Source organism: Hansschlegelia sp. KR7-227 (genome assembly GCF_049446035.1).
In the GTDB taxonomy this organism is placed as follows: Bacteria; Pseudomonadota; Alphaproteobacteria; order Rhizobiales; family Methylopilaceae; genus Methylopila.
The window spans coordinates 207592-228310 of record NZ_JBMSEA010000002.1; the positions used below are offsets into that span (position 1 = coordinate 207592).

Sequence of the window (20719 nt, forward strand, 5' to 3'; positions counted from 1 at the left end):
ATTCTTCTAGACAATTTCAGCTCGGCCGTGCGCCGCAGGAGAGACCCATGAAGGGCGACGCCAAAGTCATCGACTATCTGAACCGCGGCCTGCGTTCCGAAATGACCGCGATCAACCAGTACTGGCTGCATTACCGCATGCTGGACGACTGGGGCTACAAGGACCTCGCCAAACAGTGGCGCAAGGAATCCATCGAGGAGATGAACCACGCGGACAAATTCGTCACGCGCATCATCTTCCTCGACGGCTTCCCCAACATGCAGGTCCTGGACCCGCTCAGGATCGGCCAGAGCGTGAAGGAGGTCCTCGAATGCGACCTCGCGGCGGAGCTTGACGCCCGCGCGCTCTATCGCGAGGCCGCGCTGTACTGCCAGGAGGTTGGCGACCTGCCGAGCAAGATTTTGTTCGAGGAGCTCATGTCGGACGAAGAGGGCCACATCGACTTCCTCGAGACCCAGCTCGACCTGGTCTCCAAGCTCGGCGAGCAGCTGTACGCCCAACACCACATCGGCGAAGCGGAAGGCTGATCCTTCGGTTCAGGGCGATCCAAACGGGCCTCGTGGGCGTCGTCCCGCGGGGCCCGTTTTCGTTCGCGGCGGATCCAAGCGACGTCGCGAGCAAGAAGGCCCAGCGTCACCCATAAGGGTGACGCGACCGCCGCAGAAACCGCCTATGCTCACGCGGAACGCCGGATCGTACGCTTCAGGGAGTGGCTCGTCATGGCCGACAAATACGGCACGAACGCCCCCGACGTGCTCGCCGGGACCGACGACGCCGACCGCATCTACGGCTGGGACCAGACCAACGCTCCTAACAATCTCGGTCCGGCGACGGACGGCGACGTCATCAACGCCGGCGGCAACGCCGACAACGTGTATGGCGGCGGCGGAAACGACGTCCTCAACGGCGAAGCCGGCGATGACCGTCTGTTCGGCGGCACGCAGAACGACACGATTTATGGCGGCGCTGTCAACGACGTCGCGGGTCTCGACACGCTGAACGGCGGCGCGGGCGACGACCTCCTGATCGAATATGGCGGCGTGCGGTCGGAGCTGAACGGCTCCGATGGCGATGACGTGATGATCATCGCGCCCGGCATGGCTGGGGTGGTCGCCGGCGGCGAAGGGCGGGACTCGCTCGAGCTGTATGACAATGGAGCGTTTCCGTTCGGCCTCGGCACGCTGCGCATCGTCGGCGTGGAGGCCTTTTACACCAACGACCGCCTGGTCGAGGGCACGGCCGCCCAGTGGGAGAGCTTCGACACGATCGCTGTCTCCAAAGGCAACCTCGCCGGGGGCGTGCTGATCGGGCTGACCGGCGGCGGCGGGCTCAACCTGTCCGACGAGCTCGGCGGCCGGAACACCAACATCTACGGCAGCGATCTCGTCGACCGGATCACCGGCGGCGAGGGCGAGGACCGCATCATCGGCTATGCGGGCAACGACGTCTTCTATGGCGGGGGCGGGAAGGACCTGCTCGAGGGCTATGGCGACAACGACAAGCTGTTCGGCGAAGCCGGCGACGACGTTCTCAACGGCTTCGACGGCCGCGACCGCCTGTCCGGCGGCTCCGGCATCGACAGCATGCTGGGCGGGAGCGGCGACGACACGATCGACGGCGGCGGCGTCGAAGGCAGCGATGGCTTCGATCCCGCCACCGACATCGAGACGATCGACGGCGGCGACGGCGTCGACACCGTAAGCTACGCCTTGTCGACCCAACAGGTGATCGTGGACCTTACGAAGGGCGAAGGCGTCATCGCCTCCGATCCGGCGTTCCCCCGCGCCAAGGACGTGCTCATCAGCATCGAGAACGTCACCGGCGGCAGCGACAGCGACGAACTCATCGGCGACGCAAACGCCAACGTTCTGTCCGGCGGCGGAGGCATAGACTCGCTCCAAGGGGGAGGCGGCGCCGACACGCTGAACGGCGGATCCGGAATCTACAATTTTCTGGAGGGGGGAGCGGGCTCGGACCGGCTGATCGGCGGCGGAGCGTTCGACGTCGCCGGCTATGGGTCGTCCGAAAGCGGCGTGCGCGTCAGCCTCGCGACCGGCGTCGGACAGGGCGGAGACGCCGAAGGCGACCGGCTCACGGGCATCGAAGTGCTGATCGGCAGCGAGATGAACGACACGCTCTCGGGCGGAAAAGGCGCCGAATATATGCTGGGAGGCGAGGGGAACGACATCGTGGTCGGCAGCGCCGGCCAGGACTACATGATCGGGGGCGAGGCCGGCCTTCTCGGCAGCGTGTCCGACCCGTCAGACTACTTCAAGGGGAGCGATCGGCTCAGCTACGCCGCGTCAGCGAAGGCTGTCCGCGTCGAGCTTTTCAAGAACTTCGGCCCCGAAGGCCCGAACGGCGAAACAAATTTCGTACTAGCTCGCGGCTCGGGCGGTGACGCTCAGGGCGACTACATCGCCGGATTCCGGGACTTGACGGGGTCAGCTCATGACGACGTGCTCACCGGATACGCCGGAGTTTTTTCCCCGTTTCAGGACGGCGGCCGGTTCGACGGCGGCGGCGGAAACGACACTCTGCAAGGCGGCCTGTGGGGCGACACCTTCATCGGCGGCTCCGGAATCGACACCGTCAGCTACAGCCGCACAGACATGAAGAGCCTCGTCGTCAATCTGTCGACGGGACGGGGAAGCGGGAACTACGAAGCGATCGGCGACCGGTTCCTATCGATCGAGAACGTCACCGGTTCGGCCTTCGGCGATAACATCACCGGCTCCTCCGTCGCCAACCGCCTCAACGGCCAGGTCGGAAACGACGTCCTGAAAGGCGGCCGCGGCGCGGACGACCTTCTCGGCGGCGCGGGCACCGACAGGTTTATCTACAGCGGAATCGCCGACAGCGGGGGGCTGGCGTCGCAACGCGACGAGATCATGGACTTCTCGCGCGCCGAGACAGACCGCATCAATCTCTCCGCGATCGACGCCAACGCGACCAAGGACGGCAACCAGGCCTTCGTCTTCATCGGAACGAAGGAGTTCTCGGCGGCCGGGCAGCTGCGCTATCTCGACCGCGGCGACGACGTGGTCGTGGCGGGCGACGTGAACGGCGACGGCACGGCGGATTTCTCGCTCCACCTGCACAACGTCGCCAACGCCGCGAAGGGCGACTTCATCCTGTAGCGGCCGGCCCCCGCCAAAGGCCATTCAGAACGGCCAGCCCGCCAGAAACGCGTCCTTGGTCCCGTTGAACAGATCCCGGTCCACGCGCCCGATCCCCGGGACCTCGTGCGGCTCCGGCCCGGCGGCGCCGTCGGTGTACTGCCAGAAGGTCCAGTCCTTCCAGAGCGCGGGAACCTCGTAGGGCCGGTCGGCGAAGCGGGCGTACCAGAGCGGACAGTCCGACAGGATCGACGCTTCGATTCCGGCCGTCGCCTCGCGCAGGCGCCGGCCGCCATAGATCACGGGCAGGCGCCCGATCGCGGCGCGGACGCCCGTGGCGAAGCCGACCATGTCGTCGAGATCCATGTCCTGCCCGGCCGTGCTCTCCTCGAAGTCGAGGCAGACGAGTTCGTCGGGCCGAGGGTCGGCGTAGGCGAGGTAGTTCGCGACCTGATCGGCGACCGCGACGCCGCTCGAGAAGTGGTACGAGCCCCACAACAGCCCGTGCGACTTGGCCTCGATGCGCCTCGCCGCGTAGAGCGGATCGCGATAGGTCGCGCCTTCGGTCGCCTTGTGGACGACGGCCACGACGCCGGACGCCTTGACCGCGGCCCAGTCGGCGATCGCGTTGTGGTGCGACAGGTCGATCATGCCGTTGAACATCGGAAGGCCTCCACGGCGGACGGCTGCGGCGAATCCGCGGCCGGGATGACGCCGGGCGGGGGGCTCGCTATATCAGGCGCGACCCATCCCCAAATCCGCCGCGCGCCTTTCGCCGGCCGCTTCCCCCGGAGGCTCCCCCGCATGTCGCTCACGCCCGCGTCCGACAAGATTCCCGTCACGGTGCTCACCGGCTATCTCGGCGCCGGCAAGACCACGCTGCTGAACCGCATCCTCTCCGAACCGCACGGCAAGCGCTACGCCGTGATCGTCAACGAGTTCGGCGAGATCGGCATCGACAACGAACTCGTCGTCGGCGCCGACGAGGAAGTGTTCGAGATGAACAACGGCTGCATCTGCTGCACTGTGCGCGGCGATCTGATCCGCATTCTCGAAGGGCTGATGAAGCGCAAGGGCAAGTTCGACGCCATCATCGTCGAGACGACCGGCCTCGCTGACCCCGCCCCGGTCGCGCAGACCTTCTTCATCGACGAGGAGGTCGGCCGCAAGGCGCGCCTCGACGCGGTGGTGACGGTCGCCGACGCCAAATGGCTCAGCGAGCGCCTCAAGGACGCCCCTGAGGCGAAGAGCCAGATCGCTTTCGCCGACGTGATCCTGCTCAACAAGACCGATCTTGTCTCGGGCGACGAACTCGAGGAGGTCGAGGCGCGCATCCGGGGCCTGAACCCCTATGCGCGGGTGATCCGCACGCAGAAATGCGCCGTGCCGCTCGACGCCGTGCTCGATCGCGGCGCGTTCGACCTGGACCGCATCCTGGCGCTCGAGCCGGCGTTCCTCGAGCCCGCCGACCACGACCATCATGGGCATGACCACGGCCATCACCATGATCACGAGCACGGACCGGATTGCGGCTGCGGCCATGACCACCACGAGCACGAAGCCCATGGCCACGAGCATCGCGACCACGGCCATGGCGAGCATTCGCATGGTGGCCTGAAGCACTATCACGACGAGGACATGCAGTCGGTCGCGCTGGAGATTCCGGGCGACGTCGACCCGGCCAAGTTCATGCCCTGGGTCAACGACCTCGCGCAGACCGAAGGCCAGCACTTCCTGCGCTGGAAAGGCATCCTCGCCTTCAAGGGCGAGCCGCGCCGCTTCGTTTTCCAGGGCGTGCACATGATCCTCGACGGGGATCTGCAGCGCGAGTGGAAGGCCGACGAGGCGCGCCGCTCGAAGCTCGTCTTCATCGGCAAGGAGCTCGACGAGGCGAAGCTGCGGCAGGGCTTCGAAGCCTGCGCGGCCTGAACGCCGCGCGATAGCGAAGCATGACGCCCATGTCGATGCCAACGACCGACGGCTATCCCTCCCTGCTCGACCGGCTCTCGCCGGTCGAGGCCGGCGCCTATGTCGTCGCCGCGACCTTTCTGGGCGAGGCCGCCGTGTTCGCGCTCGGCGACGGCGCAGTGCTGTTCGCGAGTTCCGACGGCGAGCTGCGCGTGCCCGCCCATGATGGCGGCGTGCTGTGCGCGGCCTCGGCGCCGAACGTGCTCGTCACTGGCGGCGACGACGGCAAGGTGCTGAAGTTCGTCGCAGGCGACGCTCCCGAGCCGGTCGGCGAAGCCAAGGGCGGCTGGATCGACGCCGTGGCCTTGGGGCCGGACGGCGCCGTCGCCTGGTCCTCGGGCAAGCGCGTGTTCGCCCGCGACGGCAAGGGCGAGGTGAAAACCTTCGAAGCCCCCTCCTCCGCCCGCGGCCTCGCCTTCGCGCCCAAGGGCTACCAGCTCGCGATCGCGCGCTACGACGGCGTTTCGCTCTGGTTCCCGCGCGTGACGGGCCAGGCGAAGGATCTGACCTGGAAGGGTTCGCACATCGACGTAGCGTTCGCGCCGGACGGCCGTTTCGTCGTCACCACCATGCAGGAAAGCGCGCTGCACGGCTGGCGCCTCGCCGACGGCCAGCACATGCGGATGTCCGGCTATCCCGGCAAGGTGCGCTCGATCGACTGGACGAGCGACGGCAAGTGGCTGGCCACCGCCGGCGCCGACGCCGCCATCCTCTGGCCTTTCGCCGCCAAAGACGGGCCCATGGGCAAGGCCCCGAAGGAGCTCGGGGTGCGCGCCGCCCGCGTGTCCCGCGTCGCCTGCCACCCGAAGACGCCCGTGGTCGCTCTCGGTTACGAGGACGGCCTGGTGCTGCTGGTTCGGATGTCCGACGGCGCCGAGATCCTCGCCCGCAACGCCGGCGCCGGAGGTCCCGTCACCGCGCTCGCCTGGGACCGGATCGGAAGCCGCCTCGCCTTCGGGACGGAAGAGGGCGCGGCGGGCGTCGTGGCGCTGCCCACGGACTGAGACGCCTTCCATCCGGGCGCTGCCTCGGGTGCGGCGCACACTATTTGCTCGCACATGCAGGAACCCCTTGAGTCCACGTCGCGTTGAGCTTCATCGCGCCGAAAACTCGGGGAGTCCACGCGCATGGAAGACGTTGTCAGCGTCGTCGAGCAGGCGGCCGAGCAACTCAGCTGGTTGCCTGATTGGGCCGTCGCGGCGCTTATGTTCGCGGCCGCCGTCGCGGCGCCTTTGCTGGTCCATGGCCGGATCTTCCGGGCCGCCCAGCGCGCCGTCGAAAGCAAGTCGCTGTTCTGGCGGTCGCTCGTGTCGCGCACCGAGGGCCCGACGCGTCTCGCGCTGCTGGTCTTCACGCTGAGCGTCGCGACCGCGGCCGCGCCGGTCCCTCCGCGGATCGAGGACAGGCTGCATCACGGCCTGCTCGTCGCCTTCATGGTCCTGGTCGGATGGGCCGCGACGACCGCGCTGCACATCTGGACCGTCGTCCACATGCGGCGCTTCAAGCTGGACGCCGAGGACAACCTCCTCGCCCGCAAGCATTTCACGCAGATCAAGATCCTCGAGCGCGCCGGCGTCACCCTCGCCTTCGTGGTGACGCTCGCGGCCGCGCTGATGACCTTCGACGGCGTGCGGCAATACGGCGTCAGCCTGCTCGCCTCGGCCGGCGCGGCGGGCCTGATCCTCGGCCTCGCGATGCAGCCGGTGCTGGCGAACCTCGTCGCCGGCATTCAGCTCGCGATCACCCAGCCGATCCGCATCGAGGACGCGATCGTCGTCGAGAACGAATGGGGCTGGGTCGAGGAGATCACCTCGACCTATGTCGTCGTGCGGCTCTGGGATTGGCGGCGGCTGGTGCTGCCGCTCAAATACTTCATCGAGCAGCCGTTCCAGAACTGGACCCGAGAGGGCGCCTCGGTGATCGGCACGGTGATGATCTATTGCGACCATTCCGCGCCGATCCCGGTCATGCGCGCCAAGCTCGAGGAGATCGTGCAGGAGTCCCCGCTATGGGACGGCAAGGTCGTGAACCTGCAGGTCTCCGACGCGCTGGAGCACACGATCCAGGTCCGCCTGCTCGTGAGCGCGGGCAACTCGCCGAAGGCCTGGGACCTGCGCTGCGAGATGCGCGAGAAGATGATCGCGTTTCTGAACGCCGAGCATCCTTACGCCCTGCCGCGCTACCGCGCCGACCTCGGCCGTCAGCAGGCGGTCGCGGAGGAGGCGAAGGCGCCCAGAGGCTCCACCACCCCGCGCGGCGCGCAGCCGGCTGCGGCGGCCTGAGTCGACGCTCGGCCGTCAGATCCGCCAAACGAATCGCGCGATTCAGGCCCGCGCCGCCCTGCGCCACACCCACAGCGCGAACGCGCCGAACGCGCCGAAGAAGAAGATGTTGAACCAGGGGATCACCGTGGCGCCCGGTTCGGCGCGGCGGATGTTGACGGCGTTGGGGAACCACGACAGCAGATTGACCCGCCAGCCATATTTGGTGATGACCGCGACGCCCTTCTCCGAGGCGATCGACGCCGCGATCGCCTGTTCGTCCGCGCTGTCGAACTTCAGGTAGAACGGAAAGCCCCAGCCGGTGTCCTCGTTGCGATAGACGTGCGGGACCTTGGTCTCCACGTCCTCGGCGAAGATGTAATAGACGTCGCGCCCGGACTGCGGCCGGTCGCCGCCCTGGAGCGGCTTGCCCGACATGTCGACCCGGCGGTTCTCGATCCCGATGATCCGCACGACGTCATGCCGCGGCAGAAAATAATGCAGGAACGCGGCCCCCGGCAGCACCGCAAGCAGCGCGACGAAAGCGACGATCAGACGGGGGCGTGCGGACATGGCGGGCGAAGGCTCCTCGGCGCGTCAGGCGACGTCGCCTGCCTCTCCCATGTGGGCAGGCGCCCGCCGTCCGGAAGGCCTCACCCCACGAAGAAGTTTCGGAACTGCCAGGGATCGCTCTCGTCGATGTCCTCCGGAAACAGCCCCGGCCGGTTCTGGAGCGGCGTCCAGTCGGTGTAATGGCCCTCGACGGGGCCAAGATAGGGCCGCTGGATTTCGAGGCAGCGCCGATAGTCCATCTCGTCGGTCTCGACGATGCCCTCGCGCGGATTCTCGAGCGCCCAGACCATGCCGGCGAGGATCGCCGACGTCACCTGCAGGCCGGTGGCGTTCTGATAGGGCGCGAGCCGACGCGTCTCCTCGATCGAAAGCCGAGAGCCGTACCAATAGGCGCCCTTGCCATGGCCGTAGAGCAGCACGCCGAGCTCGTCGATCCCGTCGACCAGTTCGTCCTCGTCGAGCACGTGCAGCGTCTCCTGCACCTTCCCCTCCGCGCCGAACAGCTCGTGCCAGGACAGGACCGCGTCGTCGGCCGGATGGTAGGCGTAGTGGCAGGTCGGGCGGTAGACCGCCCTGCCGTCCTCCCAGACCGTGAAGTAGTCGGCGATCGAGATCGACTCGTTGTGCGTGACGAGGAAGCCGTATTGCGGGCCCGGCGTCGGGCACCAGGTGCGCACCTTGGTCGCGGCGCCAGGCTGCATCAGATAGATCGACGACGCCTTCGGGTCGTCGTGGCGCTTGGCGTTCGCCGGCTCCCACCTCTCATGCGTGCCCCAGCCGAGCTCGGCCGGCTGCAGGCCTTCCGAGATGAAGCCCTCGACCGACCAGGTGTTGAGGAAGACGTTGCGCGGCTTGGGGTCGGTGGTGCGCTGGGTGTCACGCTCTGCGATGTGGACGCCCTTGACGCCGATCTGGCGCATCAGCGCCGCCCACTCCTCGCGGCTCTTCGGCTCCGGAGCGTTGAGCTTCATGTCGGCGGCGATGTCGAGCGCCGCCTGCTTGACGAAGAACGACACCATTCCGGGGTTCGCCCCGCAGGTGGAGACCGCCGTCGGCAGGCCCTTGGGACTACGACGGCGGAGATCGAGCGTCATCTCACGCAACGCGTAGTTCGAGCGCTCGCTCGGCCCCTTGGTCTTGTCGAAATAGAAGCCGAGCCACGGCTCGTTGACGGTGTCGATGTAGAGACAGCCGAGTTCCTGGCAAAGCGCCATGATGTCGGCGGAGCCGGTGTCGACCGACAGATTCACGCAGAATCCCTGGCCGCCGCCTTTGGTGAGCAGGGGCGTCAGAAGCTCCCGGTAGTTCTCCTTGGTGACGTGCTTCTGGATGAACGGCACGCCATATTCGTCCAGCACATGCTTGTTGAGATCGCTCGGATCGATCGCGACGATGCGGTCCTTGTCGTATCTGAAGTGGCGCTCGAGGAGCGGCAGCGTGCCTCGGCCGATCGACCCGAAGCCGATGATCACGATGGGTCCGTCGATCGTTCCGTAGACAGGCCAGTCGGTCATTTACGGGGGCGCTCCTCTCGGGGGTCGGCACGGCGTCCGTCAAAGCATCATCGGGCGGACGCGCCGATAAAGGCCAAGCGGCGTTCGAGAATCAAGCGGAAGAGCGACGCGCCGATGACGCGCCGGCGCCAAGACGCGCCTCGGCGACCCGCGTGTGAGCGGTCGACAAGATCCGAATCTCCACGCTAAAGAGGGCGTGAAAAGACATGTCCGCCGCTTCGGACAGGTCGATGGGATAGGAGATTTCGCAGATATGGCGACCATTCGGGGGACGTCTTCGTCCGACACGCGCAACGGGACCAGCGGCCCGGACCTCATCTTCGGCCTTGAGGGCGACGACACGCTGAACGGCGCAGGCGGCGCCGACACCATCGTCGGCGGCGACGGCGACGATGAGCTCCGTGGCGGCGCAGGACCGGCCGCAGACGTGTTCCGTTACGACGAACGCGGCTTCGATGACGACGTCATCAAGGATTTCGGCAAGACCGATCGTCTCGACCTCCGGGGCCTCAACGTCGGAGACTACGCCAGCCTCGCCCCCTACATCCTGGACACCCCGGACGGCGCGGAAATCTCCCTGTTCTACAACGGGTTTCGCGAAACCATCCTGCTTGAAGGCGTTGGGGCCGACCAGCTGACGGCCGCGAACTTCATCTTCAACGGTTCCGCGGCCGCCAAGACCGTCACGGGCACGAGCTTCGGCGACGACGTGCTGTTCGGCGGCAAGGGGAACGACAAGCTGAGCGGTCTCGGCGGCGACGACGAGCTCAACGGCGGCGCCGGCCTCGACACGCTGACCGGCGGCGACGGCGACGACGTCCTGCGCGGCGGCTCCGGCCCGGCGGCCGACGTGTTCCGGTACGACGAGCGCGGCTTTGACGACGACGTCGTCAAGGATTTCGGCAAGACCGACCGCATCGACCTGTCGGCGCTCAACGTCGCCGATTTCGGAACTCTCGCGCCCTACATCGAAGACACCCCGGACGGCGCGCGGATCACGCTGTTCTACAACGGCTTCAGCGAGACCATTCTCCTGGAGGGCGTGTCGGCCGACCAGCTCAAGCCGGCGAACTTCATCTTCAATGGCTCGGCCGCAGCCAAGACCGTCACGGGCACGAGCTTCGGCGACGACGTGCTGTTCGGCGGCAAGGGCGCCGACAAGCTGAGCGGCCTCGGCGGCGACGACGAGCTCAATGGCGGGGCGGGGAGCGACACGTTGCTCGGCGGCGACGGCGACGACGTCCTGCGCGGCGGCTCCGGCCCGGCCGCCGACGTGTTCCGGTACGCCGAGCGCGGCTTCGACGACGACGTGATCGCCGACTTCGGCAAGACCGACCGCATCGACCTGTCGGCCCTTAACGTCGCCGACATCGGGACGCTCGCGCCCTACATCGAAGACACCGCCGACGGCGCGCGGATCACGCTGTTCTACAACGGATTCAGCGAGACCATTCTGCTGGGGGGCGTGTCGGCGGACTCGCTCACGTCGAACAATTTCATCTTCAACGCGTCGACGACTGCGAAGACCGTCACGGGCACGAGCTTCGGCGACGACGTGCTGTTCGGCGGCAAGGGCAATGACAAGCTGAGCGGCCTCGGCGGCGACGACGAGCTCAATGGAGGGGCGGGGAGCGACACGCTGCTCGGCGGCGACGGCGACGACCTGTTGCGCGGCGGCTCCGGTCCGGCCGCCGACGTGTTCCGCTACGACGAACGCGGCTTCGACGACGACGTGATCGCCGACTTCGGCAAGACCGACCGCGTCGATCTCAGCGCGTTCAACATCGCCGACCGCGCCGCGCTCGACCCCTATCTCGACGACACCGCCGACGGCGCCACGCTCAACCTGGTTTACAACGGCTTCAGCGAGACGATTCTGTTCGAAGGCAAGACGGTCGCCGACCTCACGGCCGCGAACTTCATCTTCAACGCCTCGTCCGCGGCGAAGACCGTGATCGGCTCGTCCTTTGGCGACGACGTGCTGTTCGGCGGCAAGGGGAACGATCGGATCGAAGGCCGCGGCGGAGAGGACGAGCTCAATGGCGGCGCCGGCAATGACACGCTGATCGGCGGCTCCGGCGCGGACGTGTTGCGCGGCGGCGCCGGCAAGGACGTGTTCCGGTTCGACGCCCTGTCGAGCTTCAATTCGAGCGCCGACACGATCCTCGGCTATTCCGTGGCTGACGACTCCATCCAGCTCGACAACGCCGCCTTCACGGGCCTCGCCGACGGAACGCTTGCATCCGACGCGTTCCGAAACGGGGCGTTCGCGACCGACTCGACCGACCGGCTGATCTACCAGAAGTCGACGGGCTCGCTGTTCTACGACGCCGATGGCACGGGTTCGACGGACCAGGTGCTGATTGCGACCTTCGACCCCAAGGTCTCCCTGACATTCTCGGAGTTCGTAGTGGTCTGACCCCGGACTTGCTTCGCGGCGGCGTCAGCGTCGCCGCGAAGCGATCAGATGGTCGAGCGAGATCGCCCCCGGCCCGCGCGCGATGACCAACAGGAAGCAGGCCGCCCACACCCCATGGGTCGGCCAGGCGTCGGGATAGACGAAGATTTCGATCACCGCCGTCATCGCGAGCAGCGCGAAGGCCGAGAACCGCGTCGCGAACCCAACGACGAGCAGGATCGGGAAAAAGTGCTCTGCGAACGCCGCGCCATAGGCGGCCGCCGTCGGGTTGATCAGCGGCAGCTTGTACTCCTCCTGAAACAGGAAGACGGCGCTGTCGGACAGGCCGAAGCCGGAGACCTTGGTCTGGGCGGACTGCTCGCGAGCGTCTCGGCGGTGTAGGACAACGGCGGCAAAGTCGTTGAGAAGGTCCCGCCATGGCTCGACCACGCGAGGTGCTCGGAGAAGCTCTCCGTTCGTAGCGGTTTCGGCGTGGACCTCGAAGAAGCCGGGGAAGCCGCCATCCGCGCGGATGGCGGAGAGATGTTCCGGTTTGAAGCCGACGCCGGACGTCGCGGGAAGGCTGGAGGGGACCATGATGGACCTCTTGTAGAGACGATCGCGACCGGTCCCCCTCCGCCATGCGGAAGGGGGCCAAAGCGCCGGCCTTACGATTTGGCTTCGAGCGAGCCGTGGCCGCGGGCCGGCCGGGCGCGTAACGTTCGCCGCGCGCGTTGCGTAGAGCCTTCGAGAGGACCCGCGTGAAGGAACGAGAATCGGAGTGGGCCTCCTGGATGAAGGCGGCCAATGCGGGCGACCGCGTGGCCTATCGGCGGCTGCTCGGGGCGCTGTCGGCACATCTGCGCGCGATCGTTCGTCGGCAGGCGGTCGCCTATGCGCTCGGCGCGGCCGACGTGGAGGACGTGGTGCAGGAGACCTTGTTGGCGATCCATCTGAAGCGCGGCACGTGGGACCCGGGCCAGCCCGTCGGCCCATGGGTCGCGGCGATCGCTCGCAACAAGACGATCGACTCGCTCCGCCGCCGCGGGCGCCGCATCGACGTGCCGATCGACGATTTCGTCGACGTCCTGCCTGCGGACGAAAAGGACGAGCAGCTTTCGCCGCACGAGGCCGACCGGCTCCTGCAGGTGCTCAAGGGCCGTCAGCACGACGTCGTTCGGGCGATTTCGCTCGAGGGCGCCGACATCAAGGAGACGGCTGCGCGTTACGGCATGAGCGAGGGCGCCGTGCGGGTGGCGCTGCATCGCGGACTGGCGTCGCTCGCCGCCGCCTATCGGAGCTTTCGCGCATGAGGACGAGCGATCTGATCGAGGCGCTTTCGGCGGACGCCGCGACGCCCCCCGCCCGCCTGGCGCCGGCCTTTCAGGCGGCGCTCGTGGTCGCGGTGGTGGCGGCGTTCGCGGCCTTCATGGCGCTGCTCGGCCCCCGGCCAGACGCCATGGCGGCTCTGGGGACGATGCGCTTTCCCTTCAAATTCGTGGTGACGCTCGCGCTCGGCGCAGCCGCGGCGTTGGCGGCGCTTCGGCTGGCCCGGCCGGAGACATCGTTCGGCGCTGCCGCCGCGCCGCTCGCGATCGCGCCTGTGCTGCTGGCGATCGGCGTGGCGCTGGAACTGATCGCGACCCCCGCGGGAAGCTGGGAAGGGCGTCTCGTGGGCAGCAACTGGCTGGTCTGCCTGACTTACGTGCCAATTCTGTCGGCGCTTCCGCTGGTCGCCCTGACCGCCGCGCTTCGCCGCGGCGCCCCATCGTCTCCGACGGCGACGGGCGCGATCGCCGGCCTGCTGGCGGGCGCGCTCGGCGCGACGTTCTACGCCGCGCACTGCCCGGACGATTCTCCGCTGTTCGTGGCCGTCTGGTACACGCTCGGCATCGCGATCGTGGCCGGGGTCGGCGCCCTTGTCGGACGCCGCGCCCTGCGGTGGTGATCACGCGCTATTGCCCGATACGGCGCCTGCGGTTTCCACCGTGCGGCGGCAACTGAAGCCTGCCGATCTCTCAGGCCGCGCGGCCTGGAACCCTGCTGACGTCGGCCGCCCACGGCGTGAAGGCCACGGCGCCGGTGGCCCGGACAAGACCGCGCGCCCCCGCAAGGGCGCGGGGCGCCAGCTCCAGGCCAAGGAAGCGCGCCCGCTCCACCGGCCCGGGCATCGCGAGACCTTCCGTCGTCTCGGCCTGAAAGCCGAAGCGCTCGTAATAGGGCGCGTCGCCGACGAGGATGACCGCTCCATGGCCGAGCGTCGCCGCCGCATCGAGACCGGCCTCTATCAGCGCCGAGCCGACCCCGCCGCAACGCGCGTCGCGCTCGACCGCGAGCGGGCCGAGCATCAGCGCGGGACGGCCGTCCCCCGCCGCCACGTGCCAGAAGCGCAGCGTGCCGACGAAGCGGCCGCCTTGCTCGGCCGCGAAGGCGAGCCCTTCAGCCGGAAGCCGACCCGCGCGCAGCCGCTCGCACGTCTTGAGAAAGCGCGCCGGGCCGAACGCGCGGTCGAGCAGCGCCTCGCGGGCCCCGGCGTCGGCCGGGACCTCGTTCCTGACCAGAACCATGGCCGTCCCCGTCAGATGACGTGAGAGGCGAGCGGCAGGAAGCCGTTGAAGGCGACCGCGGCGTAGGTCGTGGTGTAGGCGCCGCATGCCTCGATCAGCACCTTGTCGCCGATCGAGAGACTGACCGGCAGCGGGTACGGGGTCTTCTCATACATCACGTCCGCGGAGTCGCAGGTCGGGCCGGCGAGCACGCACGGGCTCGCCTCGCCGCCGTCATGCGCGGTGCGGATGGGATAGCGGATCGCCTCGTCCATCGTCTCGGCGAGCCCGCCGAACTTGCCGATGTCGAGATAGACCCAGCGAATCTCGTCCTCGGCGTCCGACTTCTTCGAGATCAGCACAACCTCGGCCTCGATCACGCCGGCGTCGCCGACCATGCCGCGGCCGGGCTCGATGATCGTCTCGGGGATGCGGTTGCCGAAATGGGTCCGCAGCGCCTCGAAGATCGACGCGCCATAGGCCTCGACCGCCGGAATGTCCTTGAGATAGCGGGTGGGGAAGCCGCCGCCGAGATTGACCATGGCGAGCGCCAGCCCGCGCCGCTCGCATTCGTGGAAGATCGCCGCCGCGGAGGCGAGCGCCGCGTCCCAGGCGCCGACATTGTTCTGCTGCGAGCCGACATGGAACGACACGCCGTAGGCCGTGAGGCCCAGGACATGCGCGTGCTCGAGCACGTCGGCGGCCATCTCGGGGACGCAGCCGAACTTGCGCGACAGCGGCCATTCGGCGCCGGCGCCGTCGGCCAGGATGCGGCAGAACACGCGGGCGCCGGGGGCGGCGCGGGCGATCTTCTCGACCTCCTCACGGCAGTCCACCGCGAACAGCCGCACGCCGCGCGCGAAGGCCGCCGCGACGTCGCGCTCCTTCTTGATCGTGTTGCCGAACGAGATCCGGTCGGGGCCGACGCCCGTCGCCAGCGCCATGTCGATCTCGGCGACCGACGCGCAGTCGAAGCAGGAGCCGAGCTCGGCGAGCAGGCTCAGGATCTCGGGCGCCGGGTTCGCCTTGACGGCGTAGAACACGCGGGTGTCGGGCAGCGCATGCGCGAACTTCCCATAGTTCGCGCGCACGACCTCACGGTCGACGACCAGAACAGGGCCGTCGTGATTGGCGGTCGCGAGGAAGCCTCGGATGCGGTCGTTGTCGAGGGCGTCGAGATGCGAGGTCATGGGATCTTTCCCCGAAGCGTCAGGTGGCTCGATGGATCGACGCCTTTCCGCCCGGCGCGCTGTGGAGACGCGCCGGTCAAAGAGATCGTCGTTCCGTGGCCGTTCCTGTCGCCAGGAGACGGCCGCTCGGTCACGCCGTAGTCACGACAACCAGCGCCTGGACGCCACGCGTCCGTGGTCTGGTTGGTCGCCACGCTTGGATTGGGAATGTCCCGCTCCGCACGCCCGGCAAGGATGTAGTCGCCTCTTCAGTGACCCCGGCCTTTGGAGAGCCGGGAGAGACCAAAAAAGCCCTCTACGTCTATGCTTCACGTCGCGTCCGCCGCCGGAGAGGCGACTTAGAGCCGGTTGGGATTTCCGGCCATCGGGTTGCCCGGCGGGGAGTTCCCGCCAACCCGACACACGACACAGGCACGCGCGAAATTGGGCAAGCGCGGAGATAAGGACGTTCGCCCGCCCGCGCAAGAAAAACCTTCGGATTGTGACAGGGTTTTTTGTGAACGAGATCTTAATGTTCGCGGCCGCCCGACCGCCGCCCGATGGTTGAATGAAGGGCTCGGTTCCCTCTTCGGGCGGCGTTGCGGCGCCGCACGCGCGGAGGTACGATTATAGGATATTGGTCGCAGTTCCGGCGCATCCCGGCCTGGGGCCGCGGAAGACCTCCCTCCTCCTCTGGCGCCCGCTTCCGTGGTGCGTCGCCCTCGGCATGTTGCGCACCCCCTCGTCATGAGCGACCAGATCACGTCTTCCTTCACCCGCCGCGGCGCGCTCGCGCTCGGCGCAGCCGTCGCGGCGTCCGTCGTGTCGGGCGTTCGCGCGCAGGAACCCGCGCGCACGCCCTTCGGCTTCGACGACGTCCTGCGCCGCGCCCGCGATCTCGCGGCCAAGCCCTATGACGGAACGGCGCGCGAGCTCCCGCAGGAATTGCGCGACCTCACCTTCGACCGCTACCGCGACATCCGCTTCCGCCCGGACAAGGCGCTGCTCTCTGCCGGCGGCGGCCCGTTCCGCATGCAGATGTTCCATCCCGGCTTCCTCTACAGGCGGCCGGTGACGGTGAACGTCGTGCGCGACGGCATCCCGCAGCCCGTGCCCTATTCCGGAGCGCTGTTCGACTACGGCGCCAACAAATTCCAGCGGCCCCTGCCCGTCGATCTCGGCTTCGCCGGCTTCCGCCTGCACTATCCGCTGAACGACCCCCGGGTGCTCGACGAACTGATCTCCTTCGTCGGCGCGAGCTACTTCCGCGTTCTTGGCAGAGGCCAGGTCTACGGCCTGTCCGCGCGGGGGATCGCGATCGACTGCAGTGGGCCGAATCCCGAGGAGTTTCCGGATTTCCGCGAATTCTGGATCGAAATGCCCGGGGCGAACGCCGAGCGCGCCACGATCTACGCGCTGCTCGACGGCCCCTCGCTCGCCGGCGCCTACCGCTTCACGATCTATCCGGACGTGGAGACGGTCGTCGACGTCACGGCGACGCTGATCCCGCGCAAGGACATCGCCAAGCTTGGCGTGGCGCCGCTCACCTCGATGTTCTTCTACGCCGAGAACCAGCGTCGCCACTTCGCCGACTTCCGGCCGGAACTCCATGATTCCGACGGCCTCCTTGTCCAGACCGGCGGGGGCGAGATGGTGTGGCGGCCGCTGCGAAACCCGAAGACGCCGCAGATTTCGTCCTTCTGGGACAGGAATCCGAGGGGCTTCGGCCTGATGCAACGCGACCGGCTGTTCGAGCATTACCAGGACCTCGACCTCGCCTATCAGATGCGGCCGAGCTACTGGATCGAGCCGCGCGAGAACTGGGGCGAGGGCCGCGTCGAACTCGTGGAGCTTCCGACCGACGACGAGACCAACGACAATGTCGTGGCCTTCTGGGTTCCGTCCGAACCAGTCAAGGCCGGCGCCGAGCGCAGCTTCGGCTACCGGTTGCGCGCCATGACGTCGGATGCGCGTCTGCACCCCGGGGGGCGCGCCGTGAACACCTATCCCACGCGCGCCGCGGCGCTCGGGGCGGCCGAGCCGGTGCCGCCGGGGACCCAGCGCTTCATCATCGATTTCGCCGGGGGCGACCTCGCCTATTATCTCGGCGATCCCGGCCGGGTCTCCGTGGTGCCCTCGACCTCGACCGGCGTGATCGGCCGCACCTTCGTCACGCCGAACGCCAAGATCGGCGGCTTCCGCGTCGGCATCGACGTGCAGGCCGACACCGGCCGCACCATGGAGCTCCGCGCCTTCCTCAAGGCCGACGGCCGGGCGCTGACGGAGACGTGGACGTTTCCTTACGCGCCGGAGAACGCGGCGTGAGCGACGTCTCGCCGCGTCCTCTGGCCCGAGGCGATATCGCCGCCCTCTGAAGCACGAGATCCTCGACCGTCATCCCGGGCCTGTCCCGGGATCCATCGCCGCCGCCGGCGCCGAAACATTCGGTACGCAGTGGAAATAGATTCCGGGACAGGCGCGGAATGACGGCGCTGGCGATGGCCTCGGCGCGCCTCGTAAATGGCGAGCCCGGCCCTACCCCCGCGCGACCGCCACGCTCTTGATCAGGGCGTAGACGACCCGACCCGGCGCAAGGCCGAGCTCCACGGCTGCGCGGCGGGTGATCTCGGCGCGGATGACGGCGCCTCCGATGTCGACGGAGACGACGGCGTAAGGCCCCTCCCCGCGCTTCACGCTGCGCACGAGCCCCGGCAGCGCGTTGCGCACCGACGTCCGCTGCGGCGGGTCGAGCGCCAACGCCACGTCGCGGGCAAGGAACCGCACGCGCGTCGGCTCGCCGACATCGCCGATTACGCCGGGTACCCACACCCGGTGGGCGCCCAGCGCGAGCCCGGTGAGCTGATACGTTTCGTCGATCTCAACGATCTCGGCCTCGACCGTGACGCCATCGAGGAAGCGGTCGGCGGCGCTCTCGAGCCCTGCGGCCATGACCGCCGCCTCGACCGGGCCGTCGGCCGTCACACGGCCGGCGTCGAGCGCCACGAGCCTGTCCGCGAGCCGGCGGGCCTCTTCGAGCGCATGGGTGACGTAAATCACCGGAATCTCGGCGCCCGCCACGATGGTCTCGAGGAACGGCAGGATCTCCGCCTTGCGCTCGGCGTCGAGCGCCGCGAGCGGCTCGTCGAACAGCAGCGCGCGCGGGTTCGACAGCAGCGCCCGGCCGATCGCGACCCGCTGCTTCTCGCCGCCGGACAGCGACCGAGGCCTGCGGTCGAGCAGCGCGGAAATGCCGAGCGTCTCGACGACCTGATCGAAATCGGCGCCGCCCGCCTCCGAGCGGCGACGGCCGAACATCAGGTTCGTGCGGACCGAGAAATGCGGGAACAGGCGGCTTTCCTGGAACACCACGCCGATCCGCCGCTTGCGGACCGCCAGGTCCACCCGCGCCGCGCGATCGAACAGCACGGCGTCGCCGAGCGTGATCCGGCCGGCGTCCGGACGCGTCAGCCCGGCGACGGCCGCGACCAGGGTCGACTTGCCGGCGCCGGAGCGGCCGAGCACGGCGGTGACGCCGGCCGGCGCCTGGAAGGCGACGTCGAGGGTGAAGGCGCCCAAGCGCCGGGTGACGGCGACGTCGAGCGTCATCCCGCGATCCGGGCCGCGAGCCGCCGGGCGAGCAGCTCCGAGGCGATCAGCGCCGTCAGCGACAGCGCGATCGCGACCAGCACGAGCTGGCCGGCGGCCGCGTCGCCGCCCGGCGTCTGGGTCAGCGTGTAGATCGCGGCAGGCAATGTTCGGGTCTCGCCGGGGATGTTGGAGACGAAGGTGATGGTCGCGCCGAATTCGCCGAGCGCCTTGGCGAAGGCGAGCACCAGCCCGGCGAGCACCCCCGGCGCCGCGAGCGGCAGGGTGACCGCGAAGAACACGCCCAGCCGGCCGGCGCCCAGCGTCGCGGCGGCGTCCTCCAGCCTTCGGTCGACCGCCTCCAGCGAAAGGCGGATCGCGCGCACCATCAGCGGAAAGCCCATGACGCCGGCGGCAAGCGCCGCCCCGGTCCAGCGGAAGGAAAACACCAGCCCGCAGCAGCTTTCGAGCGCGGCGCCGGCGACGCCGCGCCGTCCGAAAGCGATCAGCAGCAGATAGCCCGTCACGACCGGCGGCAGCACCAGCGGCAGGTGGACGACGCCGTCGAGCAGCGTCTTGCCCCAGAACCGGCCGCGGGCCAGCACGAAGGCGACGAGCACCGCCACGGGCAGGCTCGCCGCCGTGCCGACGGTCGCGACCAGCAGGCTGAGGCGGATGGCGTCGAGCTCGTCCCGTCCGAGACCGAAGATTGCGCCGACGGCGTCCAGCGGCTCAGCTCCCGGTGGGCGGCGCGATGACGGCGAAGCCGGCGGCCTCGAAGTCCTCCTTCGCGCCGGTCGACGTCAGATATTTCAGGAAGCTCGCGGCGTCCGGATTTTTCGAGGAGGCGATCTGCGCGGCGGGGTAGACGATCGGCGGGTGGCTGTCGGCCGGGAAGGTCCCGACGATCCTGACGTTCCTGTCCGCCGCGGCGTCGGTCTTGTACACGACGCCGAGCGGCGCCTCGCCGCGCGAGACGAGCGCGAGCGCCGCCCGAACGCTCTCCGCGCCGGCGACCTTCGGCGCGACGCCCTGCCAAGCGCCGAGCGTCTCGAGCGCGGCCTTGCCGTATCTGCCTGCGGGCACAGAGGCGACTTCGCCCATGGCGAGGCGCTCGTTTCCGAGCAGGCCCGCGAGATCGACGCCCTTCCTGAAGTCGACCTCGCCCTTGGTCCAGCCCGGCCCCGCCACCAGCACCAGCCGGTTGCCGAGCAGGTCGATCCTGCTCGCGGGCGCGATCAGGTTCTTCTGCGCGACGTAGTCCATCCACGGCGCGTCGGCGGAGATGAACAGGTCGGCGGGCGCGTCCTGCTCGAGCTGCCGGGCCAGCGCGGAGGACGCGGCGTAGCTCGCCTTCACCTCGACGCCGCTCCGCTTCGTCCAGTCCTTTGCGACCGCGTCGAGCGCATTCTTGAGCGAGGCGGCGGCGAACACGACGACCGCCGGCTTCGCGCCGGCGTTTGCGGAGCCCGCCGTCAAGGGCGAGGCGGCGTCCTGCGCGCCTGCGCCGAAGGGCGCCAGAGCGCCGGCGAGCGACAGCGCGAGGCCGCCGAGCGATCTGCGGGTGATGGACATAAGAGCGTCTC

The 20719-nt window shown here is 68.6% G+C and carries 18 protein-coding genes; 9 read left to right on the plus strand and 9 right to left on the minus strand.

Annotated elements, in window-relative coordinates:
- Nucleotides 1-47: 47 nt before the first annotated feature.
- Both bfr and ACO2RJ_RS16470 read left to right on the plus strand, forming a co-directional pair.
- Entirely contained in the window at nucleotides 48-527 is a 480-nt protein-coding gene (gene bfr / locus ACO2RJ_RS16465; protein ID WP_423269209.1) for a bacterioferritin, read from the plus strand.
- Between the two features lie 192 nt (nucleotides 528-719).
- Nucleotides 720-3140 carry a calcium-binding protein gene (locus tag ACO2RJ_RS16470; protein ID WP_423269210.1) on the plus strand — a complete coding sequence of 807 codons (2421 nt, stop codon included), beginning with the start codon at nucleotides 720-722 and terminating at the stop codon, nucleotides 3138-3140.
- Between the two features lie 24 nt (nucleotides 3141-3164).
- Here ACO2RJ_RS16470 and ACO2RJ_RS16475 read toward each other — a convergent pair whose 3' ends face one another.
- Entirely contained in the window at nucleotides 3165-3782 is a 618-nt protein-coding gene (locus tag ACO2RJ_RS16475) for a glycoside hydrolase family 25 protein (protein WP_423269211.1), read from the minus strand.
- A gap of 141 nt (nucleotides 3783-3923) precedes the next feature.
- Between ACO2RJ_RS16475 and ACO2RJ_RS16480 the strand changes: the two genes are divergently transcribed.
- The 3 genes from ACO2RJ_RS16480 (at nucleotide 3924) to ACO2RJ_RS16490 (ending at nucleotide 7369) form a co-directional block, all read left to right on the plus strand.
- On the plus strand, nucleotides 3924-5048 hold the full coding sequence (locus ACO2RJ_RS16480) for a CobW family GTP-binding protein (RefSeq protein ID WP_423269212.1): 1125 nt from the start codon (nucleotides 3924-3926) through the stop codon (nucleotides 5046-5048).
- A 29-nt stretch (nucleotides 5049-5077) separates the two neighbouring features.
- Nucleotides 5078-6091: a WD40 repeat domain-containing protein gene (locus ACO2RJ_RS16485; protein ID WP_423269213.1), complete on the plus strand. Its 1014-nt coding sequence runs from the start codon at nucleotides 5078-5080 to the stop codon at nucleotides 6089-6091.
- 123 nt (nucleotides 6092-6214) lie between these two features.
- A complete protein-coding gene (locus tag ACO2RJ_RS16490; RefSeq protein WP_423269214.1) occupies nucleotides 6215-7369 on the plus strand; it encodes a mechanosensitive ion channel family protein in 1155 nt (384 codons plus the stop codon).
- Between the two features lie 42 nt (nucleotides 7370-7411).
- On the opposite strand, the gene ACO2RJ_RS16495 is transcribed toward ACO2RJ_RS16490, so the two are convergent.
- Together ACO2RJ_RS16495 and ACO2RJ_RS16500 are read right to left on the minus strand one after the other, a co-directional pair.
- Complete coding sequence (locus ACO2RJ_RS16495) at nucleotides 7412-7921, minus strand: DUF1523 family protein (protein ID WP_423269215.1); 510 nt, start codon at nucleotides 7919-7921, stop codon at nucleotides 7412-7414.
- A gap of 80 nt (nucleotides 7922-8001) precedes the next feature.
- On the minus strand, nucleotides 8002-9435 hold the full coding sequence (locus ACO2RJ_RS16500; protein ID WP_423269216.1) for a homospermidine synthase: 1434 nt from the start codon (nucleotides 9433-9435) through the stop codon (nucleotides 8002-8004).
- A 253-nt stretch (nucleotides 9436-9688) separates the two neighbouring features.
- On the opposite strand from ACO2RJ_RS16500, the gene ACO2RJ_RS16505 reads away from it, so the two are divergent.
- Complete coding sequence (locus ACO2RJ_RS16505) at nucleotides 9689-11854, plus strand: calcium-binding protein (RefSeq protein ID WP_423269217.1); 2166 nt, start codon at nucleotides 9689-9691, stop codon at nucleotides 11852-11854.
- 24 nt (nucleotides 11855-11878) lie between these two features.
- Here the strand turns inward: ACO2RJ_RS16505 and ACO2RJ_RS16510 are convergent, their stop codons facing one another.
- Nucleotides 11879-12430 (minus strand): DoxX family membrane protein, encoded by a 552-nt coding sequence (locus ACO2RJ_RS16510; RefSeq protein WP_423269218.1) that lies wholly within the window; start codon nucleotides 12428-12430, stop codon nucleotides 11879-11881.
- A 164-nt stretch (nucleotides 12431-12594) separates the two neighbouring features.
- On the opposite strand from ACO2RJ_RS16510, the gene ACO2RJ_RS16515 reads away from it, so the two are divergent.
- Together ACO2RJ_RS16515 and ACO2RJ_RS16520 are read left to right on the plus strand one after the other, a co-directional pair.
- The gene (locus tag ACO2RJ_RS16515; RefSeq protein WP_423269219.1) at nucleotides 12595-13146 is read left to right on the plus strand and encodes a sigma-70 family RNA polymerase sigma factor; all 552 of its coding nucleotides are present in this window, start codon (nucleotides 12595-12597) and stop codon (nucleotides 13144-13146) included.
- Nucleotides 13143-13781: an NrsF family protein gene (locus tag ACO2RJ_RS16520; protein WP_423269220.1), complete on the plus strand. Its 639-nt coding sequence runs from the start codon at nucleotides 13143-13145 to the stop codon at nucleotides 13779-13781. Before ACO2RJ_RS16515 ends, ACO2RJ_RS16520 begins: the two co-directional genes overlap by 4 nt.
- Before the next feature lie 70 nt (nucleotides 13782-13851).
- Here ACO2RJ_RS16520 and ACO2RJ_RS16525 read toward each other — a convergent pair whose 3' ends face one another.
- Together ACO2RJ_RS16525 and ACO2RJ_RS16530 are read right to left on the minus strand one after the other, a co-directional pair.
- Nucleotides 13852-14400 (minus strand): GNAT family N-acetyltransferase, encoded by a 549-nt coding sequence (locus ACO2RJ_RS16525; protein ID WP_423269221.1) that lies wholly within the window; start codon nucleotides 14398-14400, stop codon nucleotides 13852-13854.
- Nucleotides 14401-14411: 11 nt separating this feature from the next.
- Nucleotides 14412-15569, minus strand: coding sequence for a type III PLP-dependent enzyme (locus ACO2RJ_RS16530; RefSeq protein WP_423269222.1), 1158 nt, complete (start codon nucleotides 15567-15569; stop codon nucleotides 14412-14414).
- Between the two features lie 726 nt (nucleotides 15570-16295).
- Between ACO2RJ_RS16530 and ACO2RJ_RS16535 the strand changes: the two genes are divergently transcribed.
- Nucleotides 16296-17873 (plus strand): glucan biosynthesis protein, encoded by a 1578-nt coding sequence (locus tag ACO2RJ_RS16535; protein ID WP_423269223.1) that lies wholly within the window; start codon nucleotides 16296-16298, stop codon nucleotides 17871-17873.
- Between the two features lie 210 nt (nucleotides 17874-18083).
- On the opposite strand, the gene modC is transcribed toward ACO2RJ_RS16535, so the two are convergent.
- From modC to modA, 3 genes are read right to left on the minus strand one after another with little or no spacing between them, the layout of a single operon-like run.
- The gene (modC, locus tag ACO2RJ_RS16540; protein WP_423269224.1) at nucleotides 18084-19154 is read right to left on the minus strand and encodes a molybdenum ABC transporter ATP-binding protein; all 1071 of its coding nucleotides are present in this window, start codon (nucleotides 19152-19154) and stop codon (nucleotides 18084-18086) included.
- Nucleotides 19151-19843 (minus strand): molybdate ABC transporter permease subunit, encoded by a 693-nt coding sequence (modB, locus tag ACO2RJ_RS16545; protein ID WP_423269412.1) that lies wholly within the window; start codon nucleotides 19841-19843, stop codon nucleotides 19151-19153. Before modB ends, modC begins: the two co-directional genes overlap by 4 nt.
- 22 nt (nucleotides 19844-19865) lie before the next feature.
- Nucleotides 19866-20708 (minus strand): molybdate ABC transporter substrate-binding protein, encoded by an 843-nt coding sequence (modA, locus tag ACO2RJ_RS16550; RefSeq protein WP_423269225.1) that lies wholly within the window; start codon nucleotides 20706-20708, stop codon nucleotides 19866-19868.
- Nucleotides 20709-20719 lie beyond the last annotated feature (11 nt).

Coding starts and splice junctions, on each gene's coding strand:
- bfr (WP_423269209.1), top strand. CDS start 48: ATGAAGGGCGACGCCAAAGTCATCGACTATCTGAACCGCGGCCTGCGT.
- ACO2RJ_RS16470 (WP_423269210.1), top strand. CDS start 720: ATGGCCGACAAATACGGCACGAACGCCCCCGACGTGCTCGCCGGGACC.
- ACO2RJ_RS16475 (WP_423269211.1), bottom strand. CDS start 3,782: ATGTTCAACGGCATGATCGACCTGTCGCACCACAACGCGATCGCCGAC.
- ACO2RJ_RS16480 (WP_423269212.1), top strand. CDS start 3,924: ATGTCGCTCACGCCCGCGTCCGACAAGATTCCCGTCACGGTGCTCACC.
- ACO2RJ_RS16485 (WP_423269213.1), top strand. CDS start 5,078: ATGTCGATGCCAACGACCGACGGCTATCCCTCCCTGCTCGACCGGCTC.
- ACO2RJ_RS16490 (WP_423269214.1), top strand. CDS start 6,215: ATGGAAGACGTTGTCAGCGTCGTCGAGCAGGCGGCCGAGCAACTCAGC.
- ACO2RJ_RS16495 (WP_423269215.1), bottom strand. CDS start 7,921: ATGTCCGCACGCCCCCGTCTGATCGTCGCTTTCGTCGCGCTGCTTGCG.
- ACO2RJ_RS16500 (WP_423269216.1), bottom strand. CDS start 9,435: ATGACCGACTGGCCTGTCTACGGAACGATCGACGGACCCATCGTGATC.
- ACO2RJ_RS16505 (WP_423269217.1), top strand. CDS start 9,689: ATGGCGACCATTCGGGGGACGTCTTCGTCCGACACGCGCAACGGGACC.
- ACO2RJ_RS16510 (WP_423269218.1), bottom strand. CDS start 12,430: ATGGTCCCCTCCAGCCTTCCCGCGACGTCCGGCGTCGGCTTCAAACCG.
- ACO2RJ_RS16520 (WP_423269220.1), top strand. CDS start 13,143: ATGAGGACGAGCGATCTGATCGAGGCGCTTTCGGCGGACGCCGCGACG.
- ACO2RJ_RS16525 (WP_423269221.1), bottom strand. CDS start 14,400: ATGGTTCTGGTCAGGAACGAGGTCCCGGCCGACGCCGGGGCCCGCGAG.
- ACO2RJ_RS16530 (WP_423269222.1), bottom strand. CDS start 15,569: ATGACCTCGCATCTCGACGCCCTCGACAACGACCGCATCCGAGGCTTC.
- ACO2RJ_RS16535 (WP_423269223.1), top strand. CDS start 16,296: ATGAGCGACCAGATCACGTCTTCCTTCACCCGCCGCGGCGCGCTCGCG.
- modC (WP_423269224.1), bottom strand. CDS start 19,154: ATGACGCTCGACGTCGCCGTCACCCGGCGCTTGGGCGCCTTCACCCTC.
- modA (WP_423269225.1), bottom strand. CDS start 20,708: ATGTCCATCACCCGCAGATCGCTCGGCGGCCTCGCGCTGTCGCTCGCC.